The organism is Pseudomonas coleopterorum, from assembly GCF_900105555.1.
In the GTDB taxonomy this organism is placed as follows: domain Bacteria; phylum Pseudomonadota; class Gammaproteobacteria; order Pseudomonadales; family Pseudomonadaceae; genus Aquipseudomonas; species Aquipseudomonas coleopterorum.
In genome coordinates, this window is sequence record NZ_FNTZ01000001.1 from 3,446,505 (window position 1) to 3,470,260 (window position 23,756).

The window sequence follows — 23,756 nt, forward strand, 5'->3', positions numbered from 1 at the left end:
CCTTTTCACAGGCCACAAAAAAACCGCCCGAGGGCGGTTTTTTTCAGGATGCTGCTCAGCCGCTTACTTCTCGACGAAGGCGCGCTCGATCAGGTAGTCACCCGGCTCACGCATGCGTGGCGAAACGGTCAGGCCGAAGCTGTTGAGCACTTCGCTGGTCTCGTCGAGCATGCTCGGGCTGCCGCACAGCATGGCACGGTCGTCCTGCGGGTTGATCGGCGGCAGGCCGATGTCACTGAACAGCTTGCCGCTGCGCATCAGGTCGGTCAGGCGGCCTTCGTTCTCGAACGGCTCACGCGTCACGGTGGGGTAGTAAATCAGCTTGTCGCGCAGGGCTTCACCGAAGAACTCGTTCTGCGGCAGGTGCTCGGTGATGAACTCGCGGTAGGCGACCTCGTTCACGTAACGCACGCCGTGGCAGAGAATGACCTTCTCGAAGCGCTCGTAGGTTTCCGGGTCCTGGATGACGCTCATGAATGGCGCCAGGCCAGTGCCCGTGCTCAGCAGATAGAGGTGCTTGCCTGGCTTCAGGTCGTCGAGGACCAGCGTGCCGGTGGGCTTCTTGCTGATGATGATCTCGTCGCCTTCCTTGAGGTGCTGCAGCTGCGAGGTCAGCGGGCCGTCAGGCACCTTGATGCTGAAGAACTCCAGATGCTCTTCCCAGTTCGGGCTGGCGATCGAGTAGGCGCGCATAAGCGGGCGGCCGTTGGGCTGCTGCAGGCCGATCATCACGAACTGCCCGTTCTCGAAGCGCAGGCCCGGATCGCGGGTGCACTTGAAGCTAAACAGGGTGTCATTCCAGTGATGAACACTGAGTACACGTTCGTGGTTCATGTTGCTCATGTACGGGGCTCCTAGAAAAAGCGTACGCCTGACAGGGGCGCGAGTGCGCAGTAGTTTACGGGGATCAACAATATCTGTTAAATGGATTATTGAGATATGGGTAATCGGTTATATAGATATGCGATTCACACTCCGCCAGTTGCAAGTCTTCGTCACCGTGGCCCAGCAAGAAAGCGTGTCGCGCGCTGCCAACCTGCTGTCGCTGTCGCAGTCGGCGACCAGCACCTCCATCACCGAGCTTGAGCGGCAATCGAGCTGTCAGCTGTTCGACCGCGCCGGCAAGCGCCTGAGTCTCAACGCCCTGGGCCATCAATTGCTGCCCCAGGCCGTGGCCCTGCTCGACCAGGCCAAGGAAATCGAAGACCTGCTCAACGGCAAGTCCGGATTCGGCTCGCTGGCGGTGGGCGCGACCTTGACCATCGGCAACTACCTGGCCACTTTGCTGATCGGCCGCTTCATGCAGGTGCACCCGGAAAGCCAGGTCAAGCTGCACGTACAGAACACCGCCAACATCGTCCAGCAGGTCGCCCATTACGAAATCGACCTGGGCTTGATCGAAGGCGACTGCAGTCATCCCGACATCGAGGTGCAGCCGTGGGTCGAAGACGAGCTGGTGGTGTTCTGCGCACCGCGTCACCCATTGGCTCGCGTATCCAGCGCCAGCCTGGCGCTGCTGACCCAGGAGGCGTGGATTCTGCGCGAACAAGGCTCGGGCACGCGCCTGACCTTTGACCAAGCCATGCGCCACCATCGCCTGGCACTCAACATCCGCCTCGAACTGGAACACACCGAAGCGATCAAGCGTGCCGTGGAGTCCGGGCTGGGCATCGGCTGCATCTCGCGACTGGCCTTGCGCGACGCCTTTCGGCGCGGCAGCCTGGTGCCGGTGCACACGCCCGAACTGGATCTGGCGCGACAGTTCTACTTCATCTGGCACAAACGCAAATACCAGACGTCGGCGATGCGCGAGTTTCTCGAACTGTGCCGCGCCTTCACCGCCGGCGCCCAGCGCAGCGACGAAATCGTGCTGCCCGACATCGCCTGACCTCAGGCGCCGGTCACAGCAGAATCACTGCCCACACCAGCACGATCATGGTCAGCGCGACGAACTGGGCGGCGCTACCCATGTCCTTGGCATTCTTCGACAACGGATGACGCTCCAGCGAGATGCGGTCGATGGCCGCCTCGATCGCCGAATTGAGCAGCTCCACGATCAACGCCAGCAAGCACACGGCAATGAGCACCGCCCGCTCCACACGGCTGACCTGCAGCAAAAAGCTTACCGGCACCAGCACGACGTTGAGCAGCACCAGTTGGCGGAACGCGGCTTCGCCGGTGAAGGCGGCGCGCAGGCCGTCAAAGGAGTAGCCGGTGGCGTTGAGAATACGTTTGAGGCCGGTCTGGCCCTTGAAAGGTGACATGCGCGACGATCCGGAAAGGGAAAACGGCCGACACTGAAACGTTCGGCATTGAAAGAGGTGACGGTACAGCTCAGTTCGCGGAGGTGGACTCCAGTTGTTGCAACAGCAAGGCGGCCTGGGTGCGAGTCCGCACGCCCAGCTTGCGGAAGATCGCCGTCACATGGGCCTTGATCGTGGCTTCCGACACGCCCAGCTCGTAGGCGATCTGCTTGTTCAGCAACCCTTCGCAGACCATGGTGAGCACCCGGAACTGTTGCGGCGTCAAGCTGGCCAGTCCTTCGCTGGCAGCCTTGGCTTCAGCCGAGACGCTGACCGCCTCGAACGCCTGCGGCGGCCACCACACCTCCCCATCCAGCACATCACGCACGGCGGTCTGGATGGTTTCCAGCGGACTCGACTTGGGGATGAAGCCACTGGCACCAAATTCACGCGAGCGCACCATGACCCAGGCATCTTCCTGGGCCGAGACCATCACCACCGGGATCTGCGGGTATTGGCCACGCAGCAAGACCAGTCCCGAGAAGCCATAGGCACCTGGCATGTTGAGATCCAACAGCACCAGGTCCCAGTCGGCCTTTTCATCGAGACGCCCCTCGAGCTCGGCAATGCTCGCCACCTCGACCAGACGCACGTCCGCGCCCAGTCCCATGGTCAAGGCCTGGTGCAGCGCACTGCGGAACAGAGGATGGTCGTCGGCGATCAGGATTTCGTAAGTGGCCATTGATCACAGGATTCCAGGAAATGAAGCCGCTCGGACAGTACCGCCCGATTCGGCGCCAAGAATGCCGACCCCGCTCATGGTGGTCAAGCGACTCCACGGCCAGAGTCGACTCGGATTCGACACAGTGTCCGGAATTATAGGTAGTCGGCCAGGAACCGATGCCCCGCATCCGTCTCGTCGACGGGCTCCTGAAATTTCGCCGCCAGGTAGTGTGCACTGAACACATCCAGATAGGCATCCAGCACTCGCGCTGCCGCCTCGTCCCCGGCCAGCTCCAGACACAGCGCGGCCACCTCGGCCGTGCAGAAGTGATCATCACGCTTGGAACGGCGCAAGGTGTAGCGCGACAGTTGCTCAGGCGCCAGACTCAGCACTGGCAGCGAGGCCAGATAGGGGCTCTTGCGGAACATCTTTCGCGCTTCGGTCCAGGTGGCGTCCAGCAGGATGAACAGCGGACGCCGGCCGGGCTGGGGAGTCACGCTGTTCGTCACCCGCTGCGGCTCAACGAATTCTCCGGGAAAGACCAGGTAGGGTTGCCACTGTGGATCGGCCAGCAGCGCCAGCAACTGTGGGTCGACACCCACCCGTGACCACATGAAGGCATGGGTGTCGGCGATCACGTCCGCGATCAGCCAACCGGTATTGCTGGGTTTCATGGGTTCGACGTCATGCATCAGCAGACACATGGCCGACTGCGCAGCGACGCCGGGGCGCCAGGCGCACAGACAGTACTGGGGAATGACCCGGCAACGCGGGCAGCGTGGCGCACGCGAACCCCTTGCGGTAAATGGCTGGGTACTGCGCGCCAGACGCTCGCTGCGCAGACGGAAAACGGCATGGCTCATTGCAGATCACGCTGGGAACTGGGGCGCGGATTCTAGCAGAGCTGACCCTGGCAGCGATGCCGATGGTGAGCAGACGTGTCGCACCGTATAATCCGCCTACCCTCAGAGGTGGGTGAACGCCTGTACCATCGACAGGTCTTACGCCCACTTGTCTTGCCCGGCTTTTTGCCCAGGAGTGTTTCATGCTGCGCTTTATCGCCCCATCCTTCGCCTTGCTGCTTGCCCTGCCGCTGGCCGCCCACGCTGCCTCGTTGAAGGAGATGGAGCTGTCGAAAAACCTGCAGAAAGTCGCTCAGCAAAGCAGTGTGGGTACGCCGCGCGCAATCAACGAGGACATCCTCGATCAAGGTTTCACCGTCGAAGGCAACCAGTTGATCAACCATCTGAGCGTTCGCGAAAGCCAGGCCGAAGAGATGCGCCGCGATCCCAAAACCGTGTACCTGCAGCTGGGTGCCAGCGTGTGTCGCAACAAGGGATTCCGCAACCTGATGGCACAGGGCGCCGTTATGCGCTACGACTTCACCGAATACAAGACCAATCGCACCATCGGCACTCAGTCCTACACCGCCAAGGATTGCGGCAAGTAATAGTCTGAGAAAAATGACTGTGCTCCTCGACGAGCACCGCTGACTCAACGGCGAAATGGATCAGTCCAGATCCTTGCCGTTGAGTAGACGGGAAATCAGCTCCATCGGGTAGCCCCGATATGCCAGAAAGCGTGTCTGCTGGGCCCGCTCCTTGGCTTCAATGGGAAGCCTTGCGGCGAACTTGCGCTCCCAGACATCACGCAGCTGTACCCCCCAATCGAATCCGCTTTGACGAAGTGCCTGTTCGACATCAGCCCGCTGCAGACCGCGCTGGGTCAGGTCTTCGCGTATCCGCGCAGGCCCGTAGCCCGAGTTGGCTCGGTAGCGAATGAAGCTTTCCAGATAACGCGCTTCGGACAACAAGCCTTCGTCAGTGAGACGATCAAGCTCGGTGTCGATCATTTCGGGGGAGGCGCCGCGCTGACGCAATTTGCGCGTCAGCTCGACTCGACCGTGCTCGCGACGTGCGAGCAGGTCCATGGCAGACCGTCGCACGGCGACGGGTGTATCCAGTACGACAGGTGGCATGGGCTAATCAGAAATCAGCTTCTGCTTCAGCGGTGTCGGCAGCGGGTGCAGTCGCCGCCGATGCCTTGTCTGCTGCCGCCTTGTCGGTACCGCCGGTCAGCAGCTTGTCGCGGATCTGCTTCTCGAGAGTGGCCTTGATTTCCGGGTTGTCTTGCAGGAACTTGGCCGAGTTGGCCTTGCCCTGACCGATCTTGCTGCCCTGGTAGCTGTACCAGGCACCCGACTTCTCCAGCAGCCCGTTGGCCACACCCAGATCGACGATTTCGCCGTTCAGGTAGATGCCCTTGCCGTACAGGATCTGGAACTCGGCCTGACGGAATGGCGGTGCCACCTTGTTCTTGACGACCTTGACGCGGGTTTCGCTGCCCACCACTTCGTCGCCTTCCTTGACTGCGCCGGTACGGCGGATGTCCAGGCGAACCGAGGCGTAGAACTTCAGCGCGTTACCACCGGTGGTGGTTTCCGGGCTGCCGAACATTACGCCGATCTTCATGCGGATCTGGTTGATGAAGATGACCAGGCAGTTGGCGTTCTTGATGTTACCGGTGATCTTGCGCAGCGCCTGGGACATCAGGCGTGCCTGCAGACCGACGTGCATGTCGCCCATCTCGCCTTCGATCTCGGCCTTGGGCACCAGTGCGGCCACGGAGTCGACGATGATCACGTCGACCGCGTTGGAGCGCACCAGCATGTCGGTGATTTCCAGCGCCTGCTCGCCGGTGTCCGGCTGGGAGACCAGCAGGTCGTCGACGTTGACGCCCAGCTTGCCGGCGTATTCGGGATCCAGCGCGTGCTCGGCGTCGACGAAGGCGCAGGTTGCACCGGCTTTCTGAGCCTGGGCGATGACCGAAAGCGTCAGCGTGGTCTTACCCGACGATTCCGGGCCGTAGATCTCGACGATCCGGCCTTTTGGCAGACCGCCGATACCCAGCGCGATATCCAGACCGAGCGAACCGGTAGAGATGGCCGGAATCGCTTGGCGATCGTGGTCACCCATGCGCATGACGGCGCCCTTACCGAATTGACGTTCGATCTGACCCAGGGCCGCAGCCAAGGCACGCTTCTTGTTGTCGTCCATTGAAGTCCTCACGTAATCAATAAGGCCTGACGGCCAGAACACCTGTATAAGTAGCCAGTATTATTCCACATACCACGTCCCTCGCCTACCCCGGAAACGGTTTTTCTCCAGCGGCAAGGTGTAACAAACCCTGAAGCGCAGCGACCACGGTTTGCCGGCGCACAGCGTCGCGGTCGCCGGCAAACTGCTCGCGCCGGCTGAACAGCCGAGTGCCGTCGGCCCAGGCCAACCACACCGTGCCCACCGGCTTGTCAGCGGAGCCACCGCCAGGGCCGGCGACGCCACTGACTGCCACGGCGAAGCGTGCTCTGCTGTGCTGCTGGGCACCGCGCACCATGGCTTCGACTACCTCGCGGCTGACGGCACCGACCTGTTCGAACAGCTCGGTCGGAACCTGTAACTGGGCGGTTTTCTGCGCATTGGAATAGGTGATGTAACCCGCTTCGAACCATGCCGAGCTGCCGGCGATTCGCGTGATGGCTTCGGCAATGCCACCGCCTGTGCAGGACTCCGCCGTAGTGACTTGGGCGCCGAGGCCAAGCAGGCGCTCGCCGAGGTCGGCAGAGAGTGAGGTCGAGGCGTCCATAGCAGCTCCTTGATAAGGCGGCCAACGAGGCTACGCCCTCGCGCCATGCAGGTCAAAAGTCGCCGTGGCCTGCCTGGATACGACCGATCCGACGGACATTCGTGCGACCGCGTCTGCGCTGCCAACGTCCTACATCGCAAAAAAAATCCCTGTACTATTGGCGACCTGCCTTACGTCCCCCAAGACACCCGCGAGCTAAGTCCTTGAATGTCCGATTTTTCTAACCACACCCCGATGATGCAACAGTACTGGAAGCTGAAGAACCAGCATCCTGAACAGCTGATGTTCTACCGCATGGGCGATTTCTACGAAATCTTCTACGAAGACGCGAAGAAAGCGGCCAAATTGCTCGACATCACCCTGACTGCCCGTGGGCAGTCGGCGGGTCAGTCGATCCCCATGTGCGGCATTCCCTACCATGCGGCCGAGGGTTACCTGGCCAAGCTGGTCAAGCTGGGCGAATCGGTGGTGATCTGCGAGCAGATCGGCGACCCGGCGACGAGCAAGGGGCCGGTCGAGCGGCAAGTGGTACGCATCATCACCCCGGGTACGGTCAGCGACGAAGCGCTGCTCGACGAGCGTCGCGACAACCTCATCGCGGCCGTACTGGGCGACGAACGTCTGTTCGGTCTGGCGGTATTGGACATCACCAGCGGCAGCTTCATGGTCATGGAGCTGGCGGGCTGGGAAAACCTGCTGGCGGAGCTTGAGCGGATCAATCCGGTCGAGTTGCTGATTCCCGATGACTGGCCCCAGGGGCTGCCGGCCGAGAAGCGCAAAGGCTCGCGCCGTCGCGCGCCTTGGGACTTCGAGCGCGATACCGCGCACAAGAGCCTGTGTCAGCAGTTCGCCACCCAAGACCTCAAGGGCTTTGGTTGCGAGAAGTTGACCCTGGCCATCGGCGCCGCCGGTTGCCTGCTCGGCTATGCCAAGGAAACCCAGCGCACCGCCCTGCCCCATCTGCGCAGCCTGCGTCACGAACGCCTGGATGACACGGTGGTGCTGGACGGTGCCAGCCGTCGCAACCTGGAGTTGGACACCAACCTGGCCGGCGGGCGCGACAATACCCTGCAATCGGTCATCGACCGCTGCCAGACCGCGATGGGCAGCCGCCTCCTGACGCGCTGGCTCAATCGCCCACTGCGTGACCTCAAGGTGCTGCAGGCACGCCAGGGCTCGATCAGCTGCCTGCTGGAAGGCTACCGCTTCGAAAGTCTGCAGCCCCAGCTCAAGGAAATCGGCGACATCGAGCGAATCCTCGCGCGGATCGGGTTGCGCAATGCCCGGCCGCGGGACCTGGCGCGGTTGCGTGACGCCCTGGCCGCGCTGCCCGAGTTGCAGGTGGCGATGGCCGAACTCGAGGCACCGCATCTGGCGCAGCTGGCGGCCATCGCCGGGACCTATCCAGAGCTGGCCGATCTGTTGGCCAAGGCCATCGTCGACAATCCACCTGCGGTGATCCGCGACGGCGGTGTGCTGAAGACCGGTTACGACAGCGAGCTGGACGAACTGCTGTCGCTGAGCGAGAACGCCGGGCAGTTCCTGATCGATCTCGAAGCGCGCGAAAAGGCGCGTACCGGCCTGTCCCACTTGAAGGTGGGCTACAACCGTGTGCACGGGTACTTCATCGAACTGCCCAGCAAGCAAGCCGAGCAGGCACCGGCGGACTACATCCGACGGCAGACGCTCAAGGGCGCAGAGCGCTTCATCACTCCCGAGCTCAAGGCCTTCGAAGACAAGGCGCTGTCGGCCAAGAGTCGCGCCCTGGCGCGCGAGAAGTCGTTGTACGAAGCGTTGCTGGAAAACCTCATCGGCCATTTGCCGCCTCTGCAGGACACCGCAGCAGCGCTGGCCGAGCTGGATGTGCTGAGCAACCTGGCCGAGCGAGCCCTGAACCTGGACCTTAACCGTCCGCGCTTCGTGGAAGAGCCGTGCCTGCGCATCGGCCAGGGTCGCCATCCGGTTGTCGAGCAGGTGCTGACCACGCCGTTCGTGGCCAACGACCTGAGCCTGGACGACAGCACTCGCATGTTGGTGATCACCGGTCCGAACATGGGCGGTAAGTCCACCTACATGCGGCAGACCGCCTTGATCGTGTTGCTGGCGCACATCGGCAGCTTCGTGCCGGCGGCCAGTTGCGAGCTGTCGCTGGTCGACCGCATCTTCACCCGAATCGGTTCGAGTGACGATCTGGCCGGTGGTCGGTCGACCTTCATGGTCGAGATGAGCGAGACCGCGAACATCCTGCACAACGCCACCGAGCGCAGCCTGGTGCTGATGGACGAAGTCGGTCGCGGCACCAGCACCTTCGACGGCCTGTCGCTGGCCTGGGCTGCCGCCGAATGCCTAGCCGGACTGCGCGCCTACACGCTGTTCGCCACTCATTACTTCGAGCTGACGGTGCTGCCGGAGAGCCAGCCACTGGTGGCGAACGTGCACCTGAGCGCTACCGAACACAACGAACGCATCGTTTTTCTGCACCATGTGCTCGCCGGTCCCGCCAGCCAGAGTTATGGTCTGGCAGTGGCACAGTTGGCCGGCGTGCCAGGCGCGGTGATCCAGCGGGCCAAGGAGCACCTGAGTCGTCTGGAAACCACCAGCCTGCCCCATGAGGCGCCGACGGCCGCGCCTGGCAAGACCGCTGCGCCGCATCAGGCCGACCTGTTCGCCAGCTTGCCACACCCGGTACTGGAGCAGCTTGCCAAGACCGATATCGATGGACTGACCCCGCGCCAAGCGCTGGAATTGCTCTATGCACTGAAGAACCGGGTCTAACGCTTATTCCTACAAGCTGCTAGAATCCCGCGCGGTTTGGGAATGCCAACGGCTATTAGCCTGGTCTGCGGCTGCCTGTCCCAAACCAAGCGGCCCTGTGAAGGGCTTCGCTGCCGCCGCCTGAGGAGAGAAATAGAAATGACCTTCGTCGTCACCGACAACTGCATCAAGTGCAAGTACACCGACTGCGTGGAAGTCTGTCCGGTGGACTGCTTCTACGAAGGCCCGAATTTCCTGGTGATTCACCCGGATGAGTGCATCGACTGCGCACTGTGCGAGCCAGAATGCCCGGCCCAAGCCATCTTCTCGGAAGATGAGGTGCCCGAAGACATGCAGGAGTTCATCCAGCTGAACGTGGAGTTGGCCGAAGTCTGGCCCAACATTACCGAGAAGAAGGATGCACTGCCTGAAGCCGAAGAATTCGACGGCGTCAAAGGCAAGATCAAGGATCTGGAGCGCTAAGTCGCCCCTGCTGCCCCGCGCCAGCCCCGTTCGGCCGCGATCACTGAGGTGACGCCCGTTCGAGCGGCTGGTGGTTTGCTTCCCACCCAAAAAAAAAAGACAAAAAAAAGGGGCGGTAATGAGCCGCCCACCTTTCCCTGTCCCTTTTATCCCTGTCATCGTCCTGATGAATCGCGTCACTGCGATATCCGTTCTGGGCACTCGATCCTGAGCACCTGTGTCGTCCCTGAACACGCCTTGATATTAACGTATCCAAGAGTTAAGACAACTGCGGTTAATTCTCGCGGGAAGCTGACTTTGTTGTCAGATTATTGAATAAGTTGCGGTGGAACAGACAGTTGCAACCTGCGGGATTTCAAATTACGGAACTTTGACTCGCTTTATAGCCAAAGGCTTACATAACGTCGCCGGAAATACTGACAACCACCTGCAACATTACAGCGGCCAATAAAAAACGCCCCTGCGAAAGGGGCGTATTCATTGGCTATTTCGGCGAGCCTATTGAAACAGCGACTCGCTGGACAGCCCGTTCTTCTCGAGTATCTCGCGCAATCGTTTGAGGCCTTCCACCTGGATCTGGCGTACGCGTTCGCGAGTCAGGCCGATCTCCAGGCCGACATCCTCCAGCGTGCTGCTCTCGTGCCCGCGCAGGCCGAAACGGCGCACCACCACTTCACGCTGCTTGTCGGTCAGCTCGGACAGCCACTGGTCAATGCTCTGCGACAGATCGTCGTCCTGCAGCAGCTCGCATGGGTCGGTGGGACGGTCGTCGGTCAGGGTGTCGAGCAGGGTCTTGTCCGAATCCGGCCCTAATGATACGTCCACCGAAGACACACGTTCGTTGAGTCCAAGCATGCGCTTGACCTCGCCCACGGGCTTTTCCAGCAGATTGGCGATTTCCTCGGGGGACGGTTCGTGGTCGAGCTTCTGCGTGAGCTCCCGCGCGGCGCGCAGGTACACGTTGAGTTCCTTGACCACGTGAATCGGCAGGCGGATGGTGCGGGTCTGATTCATGATCGCCCGTTCGATGGTCTGCCGGATCCACCAGGTGGCATAGGTCGAGAAGCGGAAGCCGCGCTCGGGGTCGAATTTCTCGACGGCGCGAATCAGTCCCAGATTGCCCTCCTCGATGAGGTCGAGCAACGACAGGCCGCGATTGACGTAGCGACGGGCTATCTTCACGACAAGGCGCAAGTTGCTTTCGATCATGCGCTTGCGACCGGCTGGGCAGCCGCTCTGGGAAAGCCGTGCGAAGTGCACCTCTTCTTCGGGTGAAAGCAGAGGCGAAAAACCGATTTCATTCAAATACAACTGGGTCGCGTCGAGCGCCCGTGTGTAATCGATGTACTTGTGCTGTTTGAGCGATGTGGAACTGCGGGCCTTGGTGCGAACCGCGGGTGCAGCAGGTTCTTCGTCCGACATCACATCCAATACGATGCCGGGTTCCATAAGGAGCACCTCATCGTCGATGTCAAACCCCGGCGCTTCTTTGCTGAGAGCCATTGTTATAGTCCTTTGCTGAGTTCGACCTCAAGCTCCAGCGGCGCCAATCTCCATGGCAGCGCTTGAGCCCGTCCCCACTACGTGAAGGAACAGGCTGGCAGTGCAAATCAACGACGTGGCAGGAACTGCAGCGGATCTACGGGCTTGCCCTGGCGGCGAATCTCAAAATGCAGCTTCACCCGGTCCGTCCCCGTTGAACCCATTTCGGCAATTGTCTGACCGACCTTGACCTGCTGACCCTCCCGAACCAACAACCTGCGGTTATGACCGTAGGCACTGACGTAGGTATCGTTGTGTTTGATGATGACCAACTCGCCGTAGCCCCTCAATCCACTCCCGGCGTAAACCACAGCACCATCAGACGCAGCAAAAACAGGCTGTCCCAAATCACCGGCGATATCAATTCCTTTATTCAAACTACCGTTTGAAGCGAATTTGCCGATCAGAACACCATTGGCCGGCCATGCCCAACCACCCTGTGTGCGCTCGCCAGCGGGTACCGGCGTGGGCGAAGGCACAGGGATAGCAGCGCTGCTGGCGGTCGTGGTCGGCGCCGTGGTCAACGGTCGGCGGGTGACGGTGGTACGACTGGAAGACGACGCCGAGGCGCCACTCTGCGTGGTGACCACGGTGGTTGCTGGCGCACCCGAGCTACCGTCGAAGCGAATCACCTGACCGGGGTGAATGGTATAGGGCACGGGAATGTTGTTGCGTGCGGCCAGGGCCTTGTAATCCCAACCATAGCGGAAGGCGATGGAAAACAGTGTGTCGCCGCGCTTGACCGCGTATTGGCCGGTGGTCACGGGCTGGCGCTGTGCCGCCTTGGCTGCATTGTTGCGATCGACCACGCTGACTTGGCTAGAGGTGCTGGAACAGCCGGACAGAAAGGCTGCGACCGCAACCCCGAGCATCAGGAGCTTGAAGCTCGAACTACCTGCACGCTGCCCAATGATTGTGAGGCTCACCCGCCGCTCCTTTGTTGTGGTGACAAAAAAATATCCAACTTCACTGCTCGCCTTCGACGCGCCTGGATGCAGGCTCTGGCCGTACCTGCGCCACGACCCGCTGTCAGACAGGCGGCGGGCAGCAGAATTCACTCCGCACGGCCACACCGATCACGCGAGCGGACCGTTGAGCAACGGGACGAAACGTACCGCCTCCAGGACATGCCGGGAGAAGCCGTGCTCTTCGCGTACGATCAGCATCAATTGCTGGACGTCGCCCGAGCCGACCGGAATCACCAGCCGACCACCGGGCGCGAGTTGATCGAGCAAGGCTTGCGGAACATCGGTCGCCACGGCGGTCACGATGATGCCGTTGTACGGCGCCAGCGCCGGCCAGCCTTCCCAGCCATCGCCCCAGCGGAACACCACATTGCGTTGATCGAGGGCCTGCAGGCGCTCCTTGGCGCGATCCTGCAGGACCTTGATCCGCTCCACGGAGAATACCCGCTCTACCAGCTGGGCCAATACGGCTGTCTGATAGCCAGAACCCGTGCCGATCTCCATGACCTTGTCCAAAGGACCCGCAGCGAGCAACAGCTCACTCATGCGCGCGACCATATAGGGCTGGGAAATGGTCTGGTTGTGGCCGATGGGCAGCGCCGTGTCTTCATAGGCGCGGTGGGCAAGGGCTTCGTCGACGAACAGGTGGCGAGGCGTGCGGCGCAGCACTTCGAGCACCTGGGTATTGGCCAGGCCTTCGTCGCACAACCGCTGGATCAGGCGCTCGCGGGTGCGTTGCGAGGTCATGCCGATGCCGTGGTGCTGATTGTCTCTATTGCGCATCAACCGAGCCCCTCGAGCCAGCCTTGAACCTGTTCGAAGGCCTGGTTGAAGGTACGGTCCAGTTGCAGCGGGGTGACCGACACGTAGCCCTGCATGACTGCGTGGAAATCGGTACCGGGACCGCCGTCCTCGGCATCACCGGCCACCGCAATCCAGTAGCCAGGCTTGCCGCGCGGGTCGACCATGCGGATCGGTGCGGCGGCTCGGGCCCGATGGCCCAGACGGGTCAGGACCATGCCACGAATACGCTCGATCGGCAGGTTGGGAATGTTCACGTTGAGCACGGTGCGCGGCGGCAGGTTCAACTGGTCACGGGCCTCGATGAGCTTGCGCGCATAGTACGCTGCGGTCGGCAGGTGCTCGGGCTGACGCGACAGCAACGAGAAGGCAAACGAGGTGTGCCCCAGGAATCGCCCTTCAAGGGCGGCGGCCACGGTGCCCGAATACAGCACGTCGTCGCCCAGGTTGGCGCCCAGATTGATCCCTGAAACCACCAGATCCGGCTCGAAGGGCAACAGGCCGTTGAGGCCCAGGTGCACGCAGTCGGTGGGCGTGCCGTTGACGCTGATGAAGCCGTTCGGCAAGGTCTGCGGGTGCAGCGGCCGATCCAGCGTGAGCGAACTGCTGGCGCCGCTGCGGTCCTGGTCGGGGGCGATCACCGTGCACTGGGCGTAGCCCTGCAACACGTCGTGAAGCGCGGCGAGGCCGGGGGCGGTGACCCCATCATCGTTGGAAATCAGAATACGCATGGACTTTCCGTCTGCCCTGTCGGCACCAGATCGACGAGTTCGCGCACCACGACAGTGGCGAAGCAACCGGCCGGCAGGACGAAGTGCAACTGCAGGATGTCAGGCTCGGGATAATGCCACGTCAGCTCGCCAATGGGCAGCCGCAGAATGCGTCGCTCCTGTTCCAGACCGGCCCGGGCGAGCCAGGCGCAGAGAGATGGATGCTGACCGGCCACGGTGTTTTCCAGGTCGGCGCAATGGCCGCTGGCGGCCGAAGCGCCCTCGCCCCACAGCGCTGCGGTGGGGTGCAGGTCGAGGATGTCCAGTCGCGGATCGCTGCATTCGGCTTCACCGGCCACAAAGAAACTGCGGCTGTCGGTGAAGGCCAGCAGATCACCGACCTGGGCACGGTTCCAGGTACCGTCGGCGACGCGCGCGGCGAGTATCTGGTTGAACAGAAAACTGCGCGCCGTGGAGAGCAGGCGCGAACGCACGTTGCGTTGCTCGGGCAGCGCCTGGCGCTCGGCATACTGCCGAGCGTCGTGCAGGTTGCCGCCCTGGAACCCGAAGCGCTGGGTGCCGAAATAATTCGGTACGCCGGCCTGCCGGATTTCTTCAAGGCGCGCGTCAAGCGCGGTCCGATCCGCCTTAAGCGCAGTCAGGCGCACGGTGAAGCCGTTGGCCGAGTGGGCGCCGCGCTGCAATTTGCGCGAGTGCCGGGCGTGCTTGAGGATGACCAGGGTGTCGTTCTGCGCAGCACTCAGGTCCGGATCGGCCTTGCCAGGCAGATGCAGGCTGAACCACTGCCGGGTCAGCGCCTGGCGGTCCTTCAGGCCTGCGTAGCTGACGGTGCGCAGCGGTACGCCAGCGGCCTTGGCCAGGCGGCGGGCCGCTTCTTCGGTATTGAGGTTGCGTTTTTCGACCCACAGCCAGAGGTGCTCGCCCTGACCGGACAAGGGGATGTCCAGCACTTCATCGACCTGGAAGTCTTCAGCGCTGGCCTTGAGTACGGCGCTGCCCAGGCTGTCGCCTGAAGCTCGCGGGCCGAGCAGTTCGAGTTCGGTCATGCGCGCAGCAACAAGGCGACCGCATGCACGGCGATACCTTCCTCGCGCCCGGCGAAGCCCAGCTTCTCGGTAGTGGTCGCCTTGACGTTGACCTGGTCCAGCTCCACGCCCAGATCGGCGGCGATCCGTTCGCGCATGGTTTCGATGTGCGGCGCCATCTTGGGTGCCTGGGCCACGATGGTTGCGTCGACGTTCCCGACTTTCCAGCCTTTCTGGGCCACTACCGACACCACATGACGCAGCAGCACACGGCTGTCCGCGCCCTTGAACTGCGGATCGGTGTCCGGAAAGTGCTTGCCGATGTCGCCCAGCGCAGCGGCGCCGAGCAAAGCATCGCTCAAGGCGTGCAGCACGACATCGCCGTCGGAATGAGCCAGCAGGCCGAACTTGTGAGGGATTCGCACGCCGCCCAGGGTAATGAAGTCACCCTCGGCGAATCGGTGCACGTCGTAGCCGTGGCCAATACGCATAGAAAAAAACGCCCTGATTGAGTCAGGGCGTGATTCTACCTGCTTTGGCACAGGTTGGGCGGATCAAAACATCTGTCGATGAGGGTGATGGCCCTTTCGCGGGCAGAGGGCTCGCCGCCCGCCCCGCTCCCACAAGAGATGCCCTGGTCCTCAGGGCGGCGCGACCTTTGTGGGAGCGGGGCGGGCGGCGAGCCCTCTGCCCGCGAAAGGGCCCGTCCAGTCACCCCAAGGCCCTGGCGTGATGCCGCAAATGGTCATCGATGAAGCTGGCGATAAAGTAATAGCTGTGGTCATAGCCCGGCTGCATGCGCAGCGTCAGTGCATAGCCTGCAGCCTTGGCCGCCTGGCTCAAGGCCTGCGGCTTGAGCTGGTTCTCTAGGAAGTCGTCGCGATCGCCCTGATCCACCAGCAGCGGCAGATGTTCCGCCGCATCGGCGATCAGCACGCTGGCGTCCCATTCGCGCCAGCGCGAGCGCTCTTCCCCCAGATAATGGGAAAACGCTTTCTGCCCCCACGGACAATCCATCGGATTGCTGATCGGCGAGAACGCCGAGATCGACCGGTAGCGCCCAGGGTTGCGCAGCGCGCAGACCAGGGCACCGTGGCCGCCCATCGAGTGGCCACTGATGGAGCGTTTGTCCGAGGCCGGGAAGTGAGCTTCCACAAGGTCAGGCAACTCATGCACCACATAGTCGTGCATGCGGTAGTGCTGCGCCCACGGCTGCTCGGTGGCGTTCAGATAGAACCCGGCACCCAGACCGAAATCCCAGGCCTTCTCCGGATCATCCGGCACCTCGGCACCGCGAGGGCTGGTGTCGGGCGCCACGATGATCAGGCCCAGCTCCGCGGCCAGCTTGAGGCCACCGGCCTTCTGCATGAAGTTCTCGTCGGTGCAGGTCAGCCCCGACAGCCAGTACAGCACGGGCAACTTGCCGCCCTCCTCGGCCTGCGGCGGCAGGTACACGGCGAAGGTCATGTCGCAATTCAACGTTTTGGAACGATGCTTGTAACGCTTGTGCCAGCCGCCGAAGCTCTTCTGGCACGACAGGTTTTCCAGGCTCATGGCAGACCTCAGAAGTGGATGACCGAGCGGATGCTCTTGCCTTCGTGCATCAGGTCGAACGCCTTGTTGATGTCTTCCAGACCCATGGTGTGGGTGATGAAGGTGTCCAACGGGATTTCGCCGGTCTCGGCCATTTCGACATAGCTGGGCAACTCGGTCCGGCCGCGCACGCCGCCGAACGCCGAACCGCGCCAGACCCGACCGGTGACCAGCTGGAATGGCCGCGTGGCGATTTCCTGGCCGGCGCCTGCCACACCGATGATCACCGATTCGCCCCAGCCCTTGTGGCAGCATTCCAGGGCTGCACGCATCAGTTGCACGTTGCCGATGCACTCGAAGGAGAAATCCACGCCGCCGTCGGTGAGGTCGACGATGACTTCCTGGATCGGACGGTCATATTCCTTGGGATTGATGCAGTCGGTGGCACCCAACTGACGGGCGATCTCGAATTTGCTCGGGTTGATGTCGATGGCGATGATCCGACCGGCCTTGGCCTTGACCGCACCGATGATGGCCGACAGGCCGATGCCACCCAGACCAAACACGGCCACAGTGTCGCCTGGCTTGACCTTGGCCGTGTTCAGCACCGCGCCGATACCGGTGGTGACGCCGCAGCCCAGCAGGCAAACTTTTTCCAGGGGCGCCTGCTTGTCGATCTTGGCCACCGAGATCTCCGGCAGCACGGTGTACTCGGAGAACGTCGAGGTGCCCATGTAGTGGAACAGTTCCTTGCCGTTGTACGAGAAGCGCGTGGTGCCATCAGGCATCAGGCCCTTGCCCTGGGTGGCACGGATGGCCTGGCAGAGGTTGGTCTTGCCCGACTTGCAGAACTTGCACTGACGGCACTCGGGTGTGTACAGCGGAATGACGTGATCGCCTACCGCAACCGAGGTGACGCCCTCGCCCACGGCTTCGACGATGGCGCCACCTTCATGGCCCAGTACCGACGGGAAGATACCTTCCGGATCCGCGCCCGACAGGGTGTACGCGTCGGTGTGGCAGACGCCGGACGCGACCACGCGCAGCAGGACTTCACCGGCCTTGGGCATGGCCACGTCGATCTCGACGATTTCCAACGGCTTGTTGGCTTCGAATGCAACGGCGGCGCGGGACTTGATCATCAATGCTGCTCCTGAAATGAACGGGACTGACCACAGTGTAATTCATCGACCAATACGGAATAATCACCCCTTCGGCAAAACATTGATGCTGTACAGGGATAATCGGATGAGTGACAACCGTTGGGAGGGGATCGACGAATTCGTCGCAGTGGCCGAGTGCGCTCATTTCAGCGCCGCGGCCCAGCGCCTGGGCGTGTCCTCGTCCCATGTCAGCCGCCAGATCGCGCGGTTGGAAGAACGCCTGCAGACGCGCCTGCTCTACCGCAGCACGCGGCGCGTAGCGCTGACCGAGGCGGGCCAGACGTTCCTGCAACATTGCCAACGCCTGCAGGATGGCCGCGACGAAGCCTGGCGTGCCATGAGCGATCTGACCGGGGAACCCAAGGGGCTGCTGCGCCTGACCTGTGCCGTGGCCTACGGCGAGCGCTTCATCGTGCCGTTGGTCACGCGCTTCATGGGGCTGTACCCGCAACTGCGCGTGGACATCGAACTGAGCAACCGCACCCTGGACCTGCTGCACGAGGGCCTGGATCTGGCCATCCGGCTGGGACGCCTGCAAGACTCACGGCTGGTGGCGACACGACTGGCCCCACGGCGGATGTTCCTCTGCGCCTCACCCTTGTACCTGGCGCGATACGGCCGTCCGCACAGCGTGTCGGAACTGGCGCGGCACAATTGCCTGGTGGGCAGCTCGGACATCTGGCCGTTGCAGGTCGATGGCAAGGAGCAGGCGCAGCGGGTACAAGGCAATTGGCGCTGCAACAGCGGTCAGGCGGTACTCGAGGCAGCGTTGCAGGGTGTAGGGCTGTGCCAGTTGCCCGACTACTATGTGCTCGAACATCTGCGCAGCGGTGCGCTGGTGTCGCTGCTGGACGCCCACCAGCCGCCCAATACGGCGGTATGGGGGCTTTATCCGCAACAGCGTCACCTGTCGCCGAAGGTCAGAAAGCTGGTGGACTATCTGCGGACGGGGTTGAGTGAGAGGCCGGAATATCTGTAGGAGCGATCATCGGCCGCGAACCAGGCCAGCGCGCGCCTTCAGCCGCGCAGGGCCCAACGCTGACGCAACCATTCGAGATCTTCCGGTCGGGTGACCTTGAGGTTGTCCGCCCGCCCCTCGACCAGTTTCGGCGCAAACCCGGCCCATTCGATGGCCGAGGCTTCGTCGGTAACGGCCACGCCGGCCACCAGGCTGTCGGCCAAGGCTCGATGCAGCGCGCCCAGGCGGAACATCTGCGGCGTGAACGCCTGCCAGATCGTGCTGCGATCCACGGTGTGCTGAACGCGCCCGGTCGCATCGGCACGCTTGAGCGTGTCTCGCGCCGGTACGGCCAGCAACCCGCCCACGCTGTCGTCGGCGAGTTCGGCGAGCAGCTTGTCCAGATCGGCGCGGGACAGGTTGGGACGCGCCGCATCGTGCACCAGCACCCAATCGCCTTCGTCCGCGCCCTGGGCATGCAAATGCAGCAAGGCGTTGAGCACCGAATCGGCCCGCTCCCGGCCGCCGGCCACGCGCTGGATCAGTTCGTTGCGGGCGCTGGGCAGTTCGGGCCAGAACGGATCATCTGCAGCAAGGCTGACGATCACGCCCTTGAGCTGCGGATGCCCGAGAAAACAATCGATGCTGTGTTCCAGAATGGTACGACCGCCCAGGCTCAGGTATTGCTTGGGACGATCCGCCGCCATGCGCGCACCCACGCCTGCAGCGGGAATCACTGCCCAGAAGGCTGGCAGCGAGGTCTTCATTGGGCCAACTGGTAGAGGGTTTCACCCTCCTTGACCATGCCCAGTTCATGGCGAGCGCGTTCTTCCACGGTCTCCATGCCCTTTTTCAATTCGAGTACTTCAGCGTCCATCACGCGATTGCGCTCCAGCAGCCGCTCGTTCTCGGCGTGCTGTTCGGCGATCTGCTGTTTCAGCTCGGCTACCTGCTTGAGACTTCCGTTTCCGACCCACAGGCGATACTGCAAACCACCCAGGAGCAGAAGCAAGACGAGAAACAACCAATAAGGACTGCGCATCACATTACCCAGTGGTAAAAAACTTCAACTCTGCGACCAGATAGCACGAAGCCTGGCATCCGCCAGGCTCCGCATGTCGTCTTTCTACCATCTATTGCTTAGCCGCGAAACTCGTCGCGACCACGGTAGATCGCCTTGGCGCCCAATTGCTCTTCGATACGCAGCAATTGGTTGTACTTGGAAACGCGGTCGGAGCGGCACAGCGAGCCGGTCTTGATCTGACCGGCAGCGGTACCCACGGCCAGGTCGGCGATGGTCGAATCCTCGGTTTCGCCGGAGCGGTGCGAGATCACCGCGGTGTAACCTGCGGCCTTGGCCATCTGGATGGCTTCCAGGGTTTCGGTCAGGGTGCCGATCTGGTTGAACTTGATCAGAATCGAGTTGGCGATCTTCTTGTCGATGCCTTCCTTGAGAATCTTGGTGTTGGTCACGAACAGGTCGTCACCTACCAGCTGAACCTTCTCGCCGATCTTGTCGGTGAGGATCTTCCAGCCTGCCCAGTCCGACTCGTCCAGGCCGTCTTCGATGGAGATGATCGGGTAGCGCTCGGTCAGGCCCTTGAGGTATTCGGCGAAACCTTCGGCGTCGAACTTGTGGCCTTCACCGGCCAGATCGTAGGTGCCGTTTTCGAAGAATTCGCTGGCAGCGCAGTCCAGAGCCAGGGTCACGTCGGTGCCCAGTTTGTAGCCGGCCTTCTCGACGGCTTCGGCAATGGCGCTCAGGGCGTCTTCGTTGGAGGCCAGGTCAGGGGCGAAGCCACCTTCGTCACCTACCGCAGTGCTCAGGCCGCGAGCCTTCAGTACCGCCTTGAGGTGGTGGAAGATTTCGGTGCCCATGCGCAGGGCGTCGGAAAAGGTCTTGGCGCCAACCGGCTGGACCATGAATTCCTGGATGTCGACGTTGTTGTCGGCGTGCTCGCCACCGTTGATGATGTTCATCATCGGCACGGGCATGGAGTAGACGCCCGGCGTACCGTTGAGGTTGGCGATGTGCGCGTAGAGGGGCAGGTCCTGGTCCTGTGCAGCGGCCTTGGCGGCAGCCAGGGACACGGCGAGGATGGCGTTGGCGCCCAGCGATGCCTTGTTCTCAGTTCCGTCCAGGGCAATCATGGCGTGGTCCAGCGCCTTCTGGTCGACCGGATCCTTGCCCAGCAGCGCATCGCGAATCGGGCCATTGATGTTGGCCACGGCTTTCAGAACACCCTTGCCCAGGTAGCGGCTCTTGTCGCCATCGCGCAGCTCCAGCGCTTCACGCGAGCCGGTGGACGCGCCCGACGGTGCACAGGCAGTGCCGATGATGCCGTTTTCCAGAAGCACGTCGGCTTCCACGGTAGGGTTGCCACGGGAGTCGAGAACTTCACGACCTTTGATGTCGACGATTTTTGCCATTGTTATGAACACTCCAAAGTAGACGAGAACGACGCAGCGGGGGTCTTGGTGGCCCATTCGCGGGCAGAGACCTGCTCCCACAGGGAGCCCTGTGGGAGCAGGTCTCTGCCCGCGAAGGGTTCACCACAACAAATCGGGCACTACTTTACCGCAATCAGGCCGTTTCGATCGCCGGGAAACCTTTGACCAGTTCGTCGAGCGCCTTGAGCTGGGCGAGGAACGGTTCCAGCTTGTCCAGACGCAGTGCGCACGGACCGTCGCACTTGGCGTTGTCCGGGTCCGGATGGGCTTCCAGGAACAGACCTGCCAGGCCCTGGCTCAGGCCTGCCTTGGCCAGGTCGGTGACCTGGGCACGGCGACCACCGGCCGAGTCGCTGCGACCGCCCGGCATCTGCAGGGCATGGGTGACGTCGAAGAACACCGGGTATTGGAACGACTTCATGATGCCGAAGCCGAGCATGTCCACCACCAGGTTGTTGTAGCCGAAGCTCGAACCACGCTCGCAGAGGATCAACTGGTCGTTACCGGCTTCCTCGCACTTGGTCAGGATGTGCTTCATTTCCTGCGGGGCCAGGAACTGGGCCTTCTTGATGTTGATGACCGCACCGGTCTTGGCCATGGCGACCACCAGGTCGGTCTGGCGCGACAGGAAGGCCGGCAGCTGAATGATGTCGCAGACTTCGGCGACCACGGCAGCCTGCGCAGGCTCGTGGACGTCGGTGATCAGTGGCACATTGAAGGTCTGCTTGATCTCTTCGAAGATGCGCATGCCCTCTTCCAGGCCGGGGCCGCGGTAGGAGGTCACGGAAGAGCGGTTGGCCTTGTCGAAGCTGGCCTTGAACACGTAGGGGATGCCGAGCTTATCAGTCACCCGCACGTATTCTTCGCAGACCTTGAGGGCCATGTCCCGCGATTCCAGCACGTTCATGCCACCGAACAGCACGAATGGCTTATCGTTGGCGATCTCGATGTCGCCAACGCGGATGATCTTCTGCGCCATGAGGGTCAGGCCTTCTTCTGATGTTGAGCCAATGCAGCCTTGACGAAGCCGCTGAACAGCGGATGACCGTCACGCGGCGTCGAGGTGAACTCGGGATGGAACTGGCAGGCCACGAACCATGGGTGATCCTTGGACTCGACCACTTCGACCAGCGCACCATCACCCGAACGACCGGAAACCACCAGGCCGGCGTCGACCAGTTGCGGCAGCAGGTTGTTGTTCACTTCGTAGCGATGACGATGACGCTCGACGATCACATCGCGGGCGTAGCAATCGTGCACCTTGGAACCACTGATCAGTTGGCAGTCCTGCGCACCCAGGCGCATGGTGCCGCCCAGATCGGAAGCTTCGGTACGGGTTTCCACGGCACCGGTGGCGTCTTCCCACTCGGTGATCAGACCGACCACCGGGTGGCCGCTGGCACGATCGAATTCGGTGGAGTTGGCGTCTTTCCAGCCCATCACGTTACGGGCGAATTCGATGACTGCTACCTGCATGCCCAGGCAGATGCCCAGGTACGGCACCTTGTTCTCGCGGGCGTACTGCACGGCGGTGATCTTGCCTTCCACACCGCGCAGACCGAAGCCGCCGGGAACCAGGATGGCGTCCACGCCTTCGAGCAGGGCAGTGCCCTGGTTCTCGATGTCTTCGGAGTCGATGTAGCGCAGGTTGACCTTGGTGCGATTGCTGATACCAGCATGGCTCATCGCTTCGATCAGCGATTTGTAGGCATCGAGCAGTTCCATGTACTTGCCGACCATGGCGATGGTCACTTCGTGTTCCGGGTTCAGCTTGGCATCGACCACCGCGTCCCACTCGGACAGGTCAGCGCTGCCGCACTGCAGACCGAAGCGCTCGACGACGAAATCGTCCAGGCCCTGGGAGTGCAGTATGCCCGGGATCTTGTAGATGGTGTCGGCGTCTTCCAGGGCGATGACCGCGCGCTCTTCGACGTTGGTGAACTGCGCGATCTTGCGACGCGACGAGGTGTCGATCGGGTGATCGGAGCGGCACACCAGCACATCAGGCTGCAGGCCGATGGAGCGCAGTTCCTTGACCGAATGCTGGGTCGGCTTGGTCTTGGTCTCGCCAGCGGTGGCAATGTACGGGACCAGCGTCAGGTGCATCAGCATCGCGCGCTTGGCGCCGACTTCGAAGCGCAGCTGGCGGATCGCCTCCAGGAACGGTTGCGATTCGATGTCGCCCACGGTGCCGCCGATCTCGACCATGGCCACGTCGGCATCGCCGGCGCCTTTGATGATGCGGCGCTTGATCTCGTCGGTGATGTGCGGGATGACCTGGATGGTCGCGCCCAGGTAGTCACCACGACGCTCCTTGCGCAACACGTGCTCGTAGACGCGGCCGGTGGTGAAGTTGTTGTTCTGGGTCATGGTCGTGCGGATGAACCGCTCGTAGTGCCCCAGGTCCAGGTCGGTCTCGGCGCCGTCATGGGTGACGAACACTTCACCGTGCTGGAACGGGCTCATGGTGCCCGGGTCGACGTTGATGTACGGGTCAAGCTTGAGCATGGTGACTTTGAGCCCCCGCGCCTCCAGGATGGCCGCCAATGAAGCCGAGGCAATGCCTTTCCCCAATGAAGAAACAACACCGCCCGTGACGAAGATGTAGCGCGTCATGAAAAACCCTAGAAGTCTGCGTTAAAGCGGCAGAAGCCGCCGGGGAAAGCGAAGGAAGGCCGAAGCCCCCGACGACCAAAAACGGTTTGGCAATCGGCAACGTCCGTGAATCCGGTGGGCTCACA

25 protein-coding genes are annotated in these 23,756 nt (G+C 62.2%); 5 read left to right on the forward strand and 20 right to left on the reverse strand.

The annotated features are described in order from the left end of the window. Positions 1–63 precede the first annotated feature (63 nt). Positions 64–843 carry a ferredoxin-NADP reductase gene (fpr, locus tag BLV18_RS15390; protein ID WP_002554680.1) on the reverse strand — a complete coding sequence of 260 codons (780 nt, stop codon included), beginning with the start codon at positions 841–843 and terminating at the stop codon, positions 64–66. Positions 844–961: 118 nt separating this feature from the next. Here fpr and BLV18_RS15395 point away from each other — a divergent pair, with 118 nt between their 5' ends. Beyond that, positions 962–1,888: a LysR family transcriptional regulator gene (locus BLV18_RS15395; RefSeq protein ID WP_056843835.1), complete on the forward strand. Its 927-nt coding sequence runs from the start codon at positions 962–964 to the stop codon at positions 1,886–1,888. 13 nt (positions 1,889–1,901) lie between these two features. Here BLV18_RS15395 and BLV18_RS15400 read toward each other — a convergent pair whose 3' ends face one another. From BLV18_RS15400 to BLV18_RS15410, 3 genes are all read right to left on the reverse strand, one after another. After that, complete coding sequence (locus BLV18_RS15400) at positions 1,902–2,264, reverse strand: diacylglycerol kinase (RefSeq protein ID WP_056843836.1); 363 nt, start codon at positions 2,262–2,264, stop codon at positions 1,902–1,904. 70 nt (positions 2,265–2,334) lie between these two features. Continuing rightward, positions 2,335–2,985, reverse strand: a complete 651-nt coding sequence (gene erdR, locus BLV18_RS15405; RefSeq protein WP_090359724.1) for a response regulator transcription factor ErdR — start codon at positions 2,983–2,985, stop codon at positions 2,335–2,337. A gap of 134 nt (positions 2,986–3,119) precedes the next feature. Beyond that, entirely contained in the window at positions 3,120–3,830 is a 711-nt protein-coding gene (locus BLV18_RS15410; RefSeq protein ID WP_090359726.1) for a tRNA-uridine aminocarboxypropyltransferase, read from the reverse strand. 182 nt (positions 3,831–4,012) lie between these two features. On the opposite strand from BLV18_RS15410, the gene BLV18_RS15415 reads away from it, so the two are divergent. After that, complete coding sequence (locus tag BLV18_RS15415; protein ID WP_049862260.1) at positions 4,013–4,417, forward strand: PA3611 family quorum-sensing-regulated virulence factor; 405 nt, start codon at positions 4,013–4,015, stop codon at positions 4,415–4,417. A gap of 60 nt (positions 4,418–4,477) precedes the next feature. On the opposite strand, the gene recX is transcribed toward BLV18_RS15415, so the two are convergent. The 3 genes from recX to BLV18_RS15430 form a co-directional block, all read right to left on the reverse strand. Beyond that, entirely contained in the window at positions 4,478–4,945 is a 468-nt protein-coding gene (gene recX / locus BLV18_RS15420) for a recombination regulator RecX (protein WP_082484628.1), read from the reverse strand. A gap of 7 nt (positions 4,946–4,952) precedes the next feature. After that, on the reverse strand, positions 4,953–6,023 hold the full coding sequence (recA, locus tag BLV18_RS15425; RefSeq protein WP_043185156.1) for a recombinase RecA: 1,071 nt from the start codon (positions 6,021–6,023) through the stop codon (positions 4,953–4,955). A gap of 85 nt (positions 6,024–6,108) precedes the next feature. Continuing rightward, entirely contained in the window at positions 6,109–6,609 is a 501-nt protein-coding gene (locus BLV18_RS15430) for a CinA family protein (protein WP_090359729.1), read from the reverse strand. A gap of 207 nt (positions 6,610–6,816) precedes the next feature. Here BLV18_RS15430 and mutS point away from each other — a divergent pair, with 207 nt between their 5' ends. Next, positions 6,817–9,384, forward strand: coding sequence for a DNA mismatch repair protein MutS (gene mutS / locus BLV18_RS15435; RefSeq protein WP_090359731.1), 2,568 nt, complete (start codon positions 6,817–6,819; stop codon positions 9,382–9,384). A gap of 138 nt (positions 9,385–9,522) precedes the next feature. Further along, entirely contained in the window at positions 9,523–9,846 is a 324-nt protein-coding gene (gene fdxA, locus BLV18_RS15440; protein ID WP_043185148.1) for a ferredoxin FdxA, read from the forward strand. Positions 9,847–10,344: 498 nt separating this feature from the next. Here the strand turns inward: fdxA and rpoS are convergent, their stop codons facing one another. The 8 genes from rpoS to BLV18_RS15480 all read right to left on the reverse strand — a co-directional run bounded on the left by rpoS (position 10,345) and on the right by BLV18_RS15480 (position 17,585). Next, positions 10,345–11,349 carry an RNA polymerase sigma factor RpoS gene (gene rpoS / locus BLV18_RS15445; RefSeq protein ID WP_049862264.1) on the reverse strand — a complete coding sequence of 335 codons (1,005 nt, stop codon included), beginning with the start codon at positions 11,347–11,349 and terminating at the stop codon, positions 10,345–10,347. 107 nt (positions 11,350–11,456) lie between these two features. Next, the gene (locus tag BLV18_RS15450) at positions 11,457–12,314 is read right to left on the reverse strand and encodes a peptidoglycan DD-metalloendopeptidase family protein (protein ID WP_090359733.1); all 858 of its coding nucleotides are present in this window, start codon (positions 12,312–12,314) and stop codon (positions 11,457–11,459) included. Between the two features lie 150 nt (positions 12,315–12,464). Then, complete coding sequence (locus BLV18_RS15455) at positions 12,465–13,100, reverse strand: protein-L-isoaspartate(D-aspartate) O-methyltransferase (RefSeq protein ID WP_161804308.1); 636 nt, start codon at positions 13,098–13,100, stop codon at positions 12,465–12,467. A 35-nt stretch (positions 13,101–13,135) separates the two neighbouring features. Further along, on the reverse strand, positions 13,136–13,885 hold the full coding sequence (gene surE / locus BLV18_RS15460) for a 5'/3'-nucleotidase SurE (RefSeq protein ID WP_090359736.1): 750 nt from the start codon (positions 13,883–13,885) through the stop codon (positions 13,136–13,138). Next, positions 13,873–14,931: a tRNA pseudouridine(13) synthase TruD gene (gene truD, locus BLV18_RS15465; RefSeq protein WP_090359738.1), complete on the reverse strand. Its 1,059-nt coding sequence runs from the start codon at positions 14,929–14,931 to the stop codon at positions 13,873–13,875. Before truD ends, surE begins: the two co-directional genes overlap by 13 nt. Next, complete coding sequence (gene ispF / locus BLV18_RS15470; RefSeq protein WP_049862269.1) at positions 14,928–15,401, reverse strand: 2-C-methyl-D-erythritol 2,4-cyclodiphosphate synthase; 474 nt, start codon at positions 15,399–15,401, stop codon at positions 14,928–14,930. Before ispF ends, truD begins: the two co-directional genes overlap by 4 nt. Before the next feature lie 220 nt (positions 15,402–15,621). Then, entirely contained in the window at positions 15,622–16,464 is an 843-nt protein-coding gene (gene fghA, locus BLV18_RS15475) for an S-formylglutathione hydrolase (RefSeq protein ID WP_090359740.1), read from the reverse strand. Positions 16,465–16,472: 8 nt separating this feature from the next. Continuing rightward, positions 16,473–17,585, reverse strand: a complete 1,113-nt coding sequence (locus BLV18_RS15480; protein ID WP_043185129.1) for an S-(hydroxymethyl)glutathione dehydrogenase/class III alcohol dehydrogenase — start codon at positions 17,583–17,585, stop codon at positions 16,473–16,475. A gap of 106 nt (positions 17,586–17,691) precedes the next feature. Between BLV18_RS15480 and BLV18_RS15485 the strand changes: the two genes are divergently transcribed. Continuing rightward, entirely contained in the window at positions 17,692–18,585 is an 894-nt protein-coding gene (locus tag BLV18_RS15485) for a LysR family transcriptional regulator (protein WP_049862271.1), read from the forward strand. A gap of 38 nt (positions 18,586–18,623) precedes the next feature. Here the strand turns inward: BLV18_RS15485 and ispD are convergent, their stop codons facing one another. The 5 genes from ispD to BLV18_RS15510 form a co-directional block, all read right to left on the reverse strand. Then, positions 18,624–19,331, reverse strand: coding sequence for a 2-C-methyl-D-erythritol 4-phosphate cytidylyltransferase (gene ispD, locus BLV18_RS15490; RefSeq protein WP_090359742.1), 708 nt, complete (start codon positions 19,329–19,331; stop codon positions 18,624–18,626). Further along, entirely contained in the window at positions 19,328–19,606 is a 279-nt protein-coding gene (gene ftsB / locus BLV18_RS15495) for a cell division protein FtsB (protein ID WP_043185120.1), read from the reverse strand. Before ftsB ends, ispD begins: the two co-directional genes overlap by 4 nt. Positions 19,607–19,704: 98 nt before the next feature. After that, on the reverse strand, positions 19,705–20,994 hold the full coding sequence (gene eno / locus BLV18_RS15500; RefSeq protein ID WP_049862273.1) for a phosphopyruvate hydratase: 1,290 nt from the start codon (positions 20,992–20,994) through the stop codon (positions 19,705–19,707). A gap of 154 nt (positions 20,995–21,148) precedes the next feature. Beyond that, positions 21,149–21,994 (reverse strand): 3-deoxy-8-phosphooctulonate synthase, encoded by an 846-nt coding sequence (gene kdsA, locus BLV18_RS15505; RefSeq protein WP_049862274.1) that lies wholly within the window; start codon positions 21,992–21,994, stop codon positions 21,149–21,151. Between the two features lie 5 nt (positions 21,995–21,999). Continuing rightward, positions 22,000–23,631 carry a CTP synthase gene (locus tag BLV18_RS15510; RefSeq protein WP_049862275.1) on the reverse strand — a complete coding sequence of 544 codons (1,632 nt, stop codon included), beginning with the start codon at positions 23,629–23,631 and terminating at the stop codon, positions 22,000–22,002. Positions 23,632–23,756 lie beyond the last annotated feature (125 nt).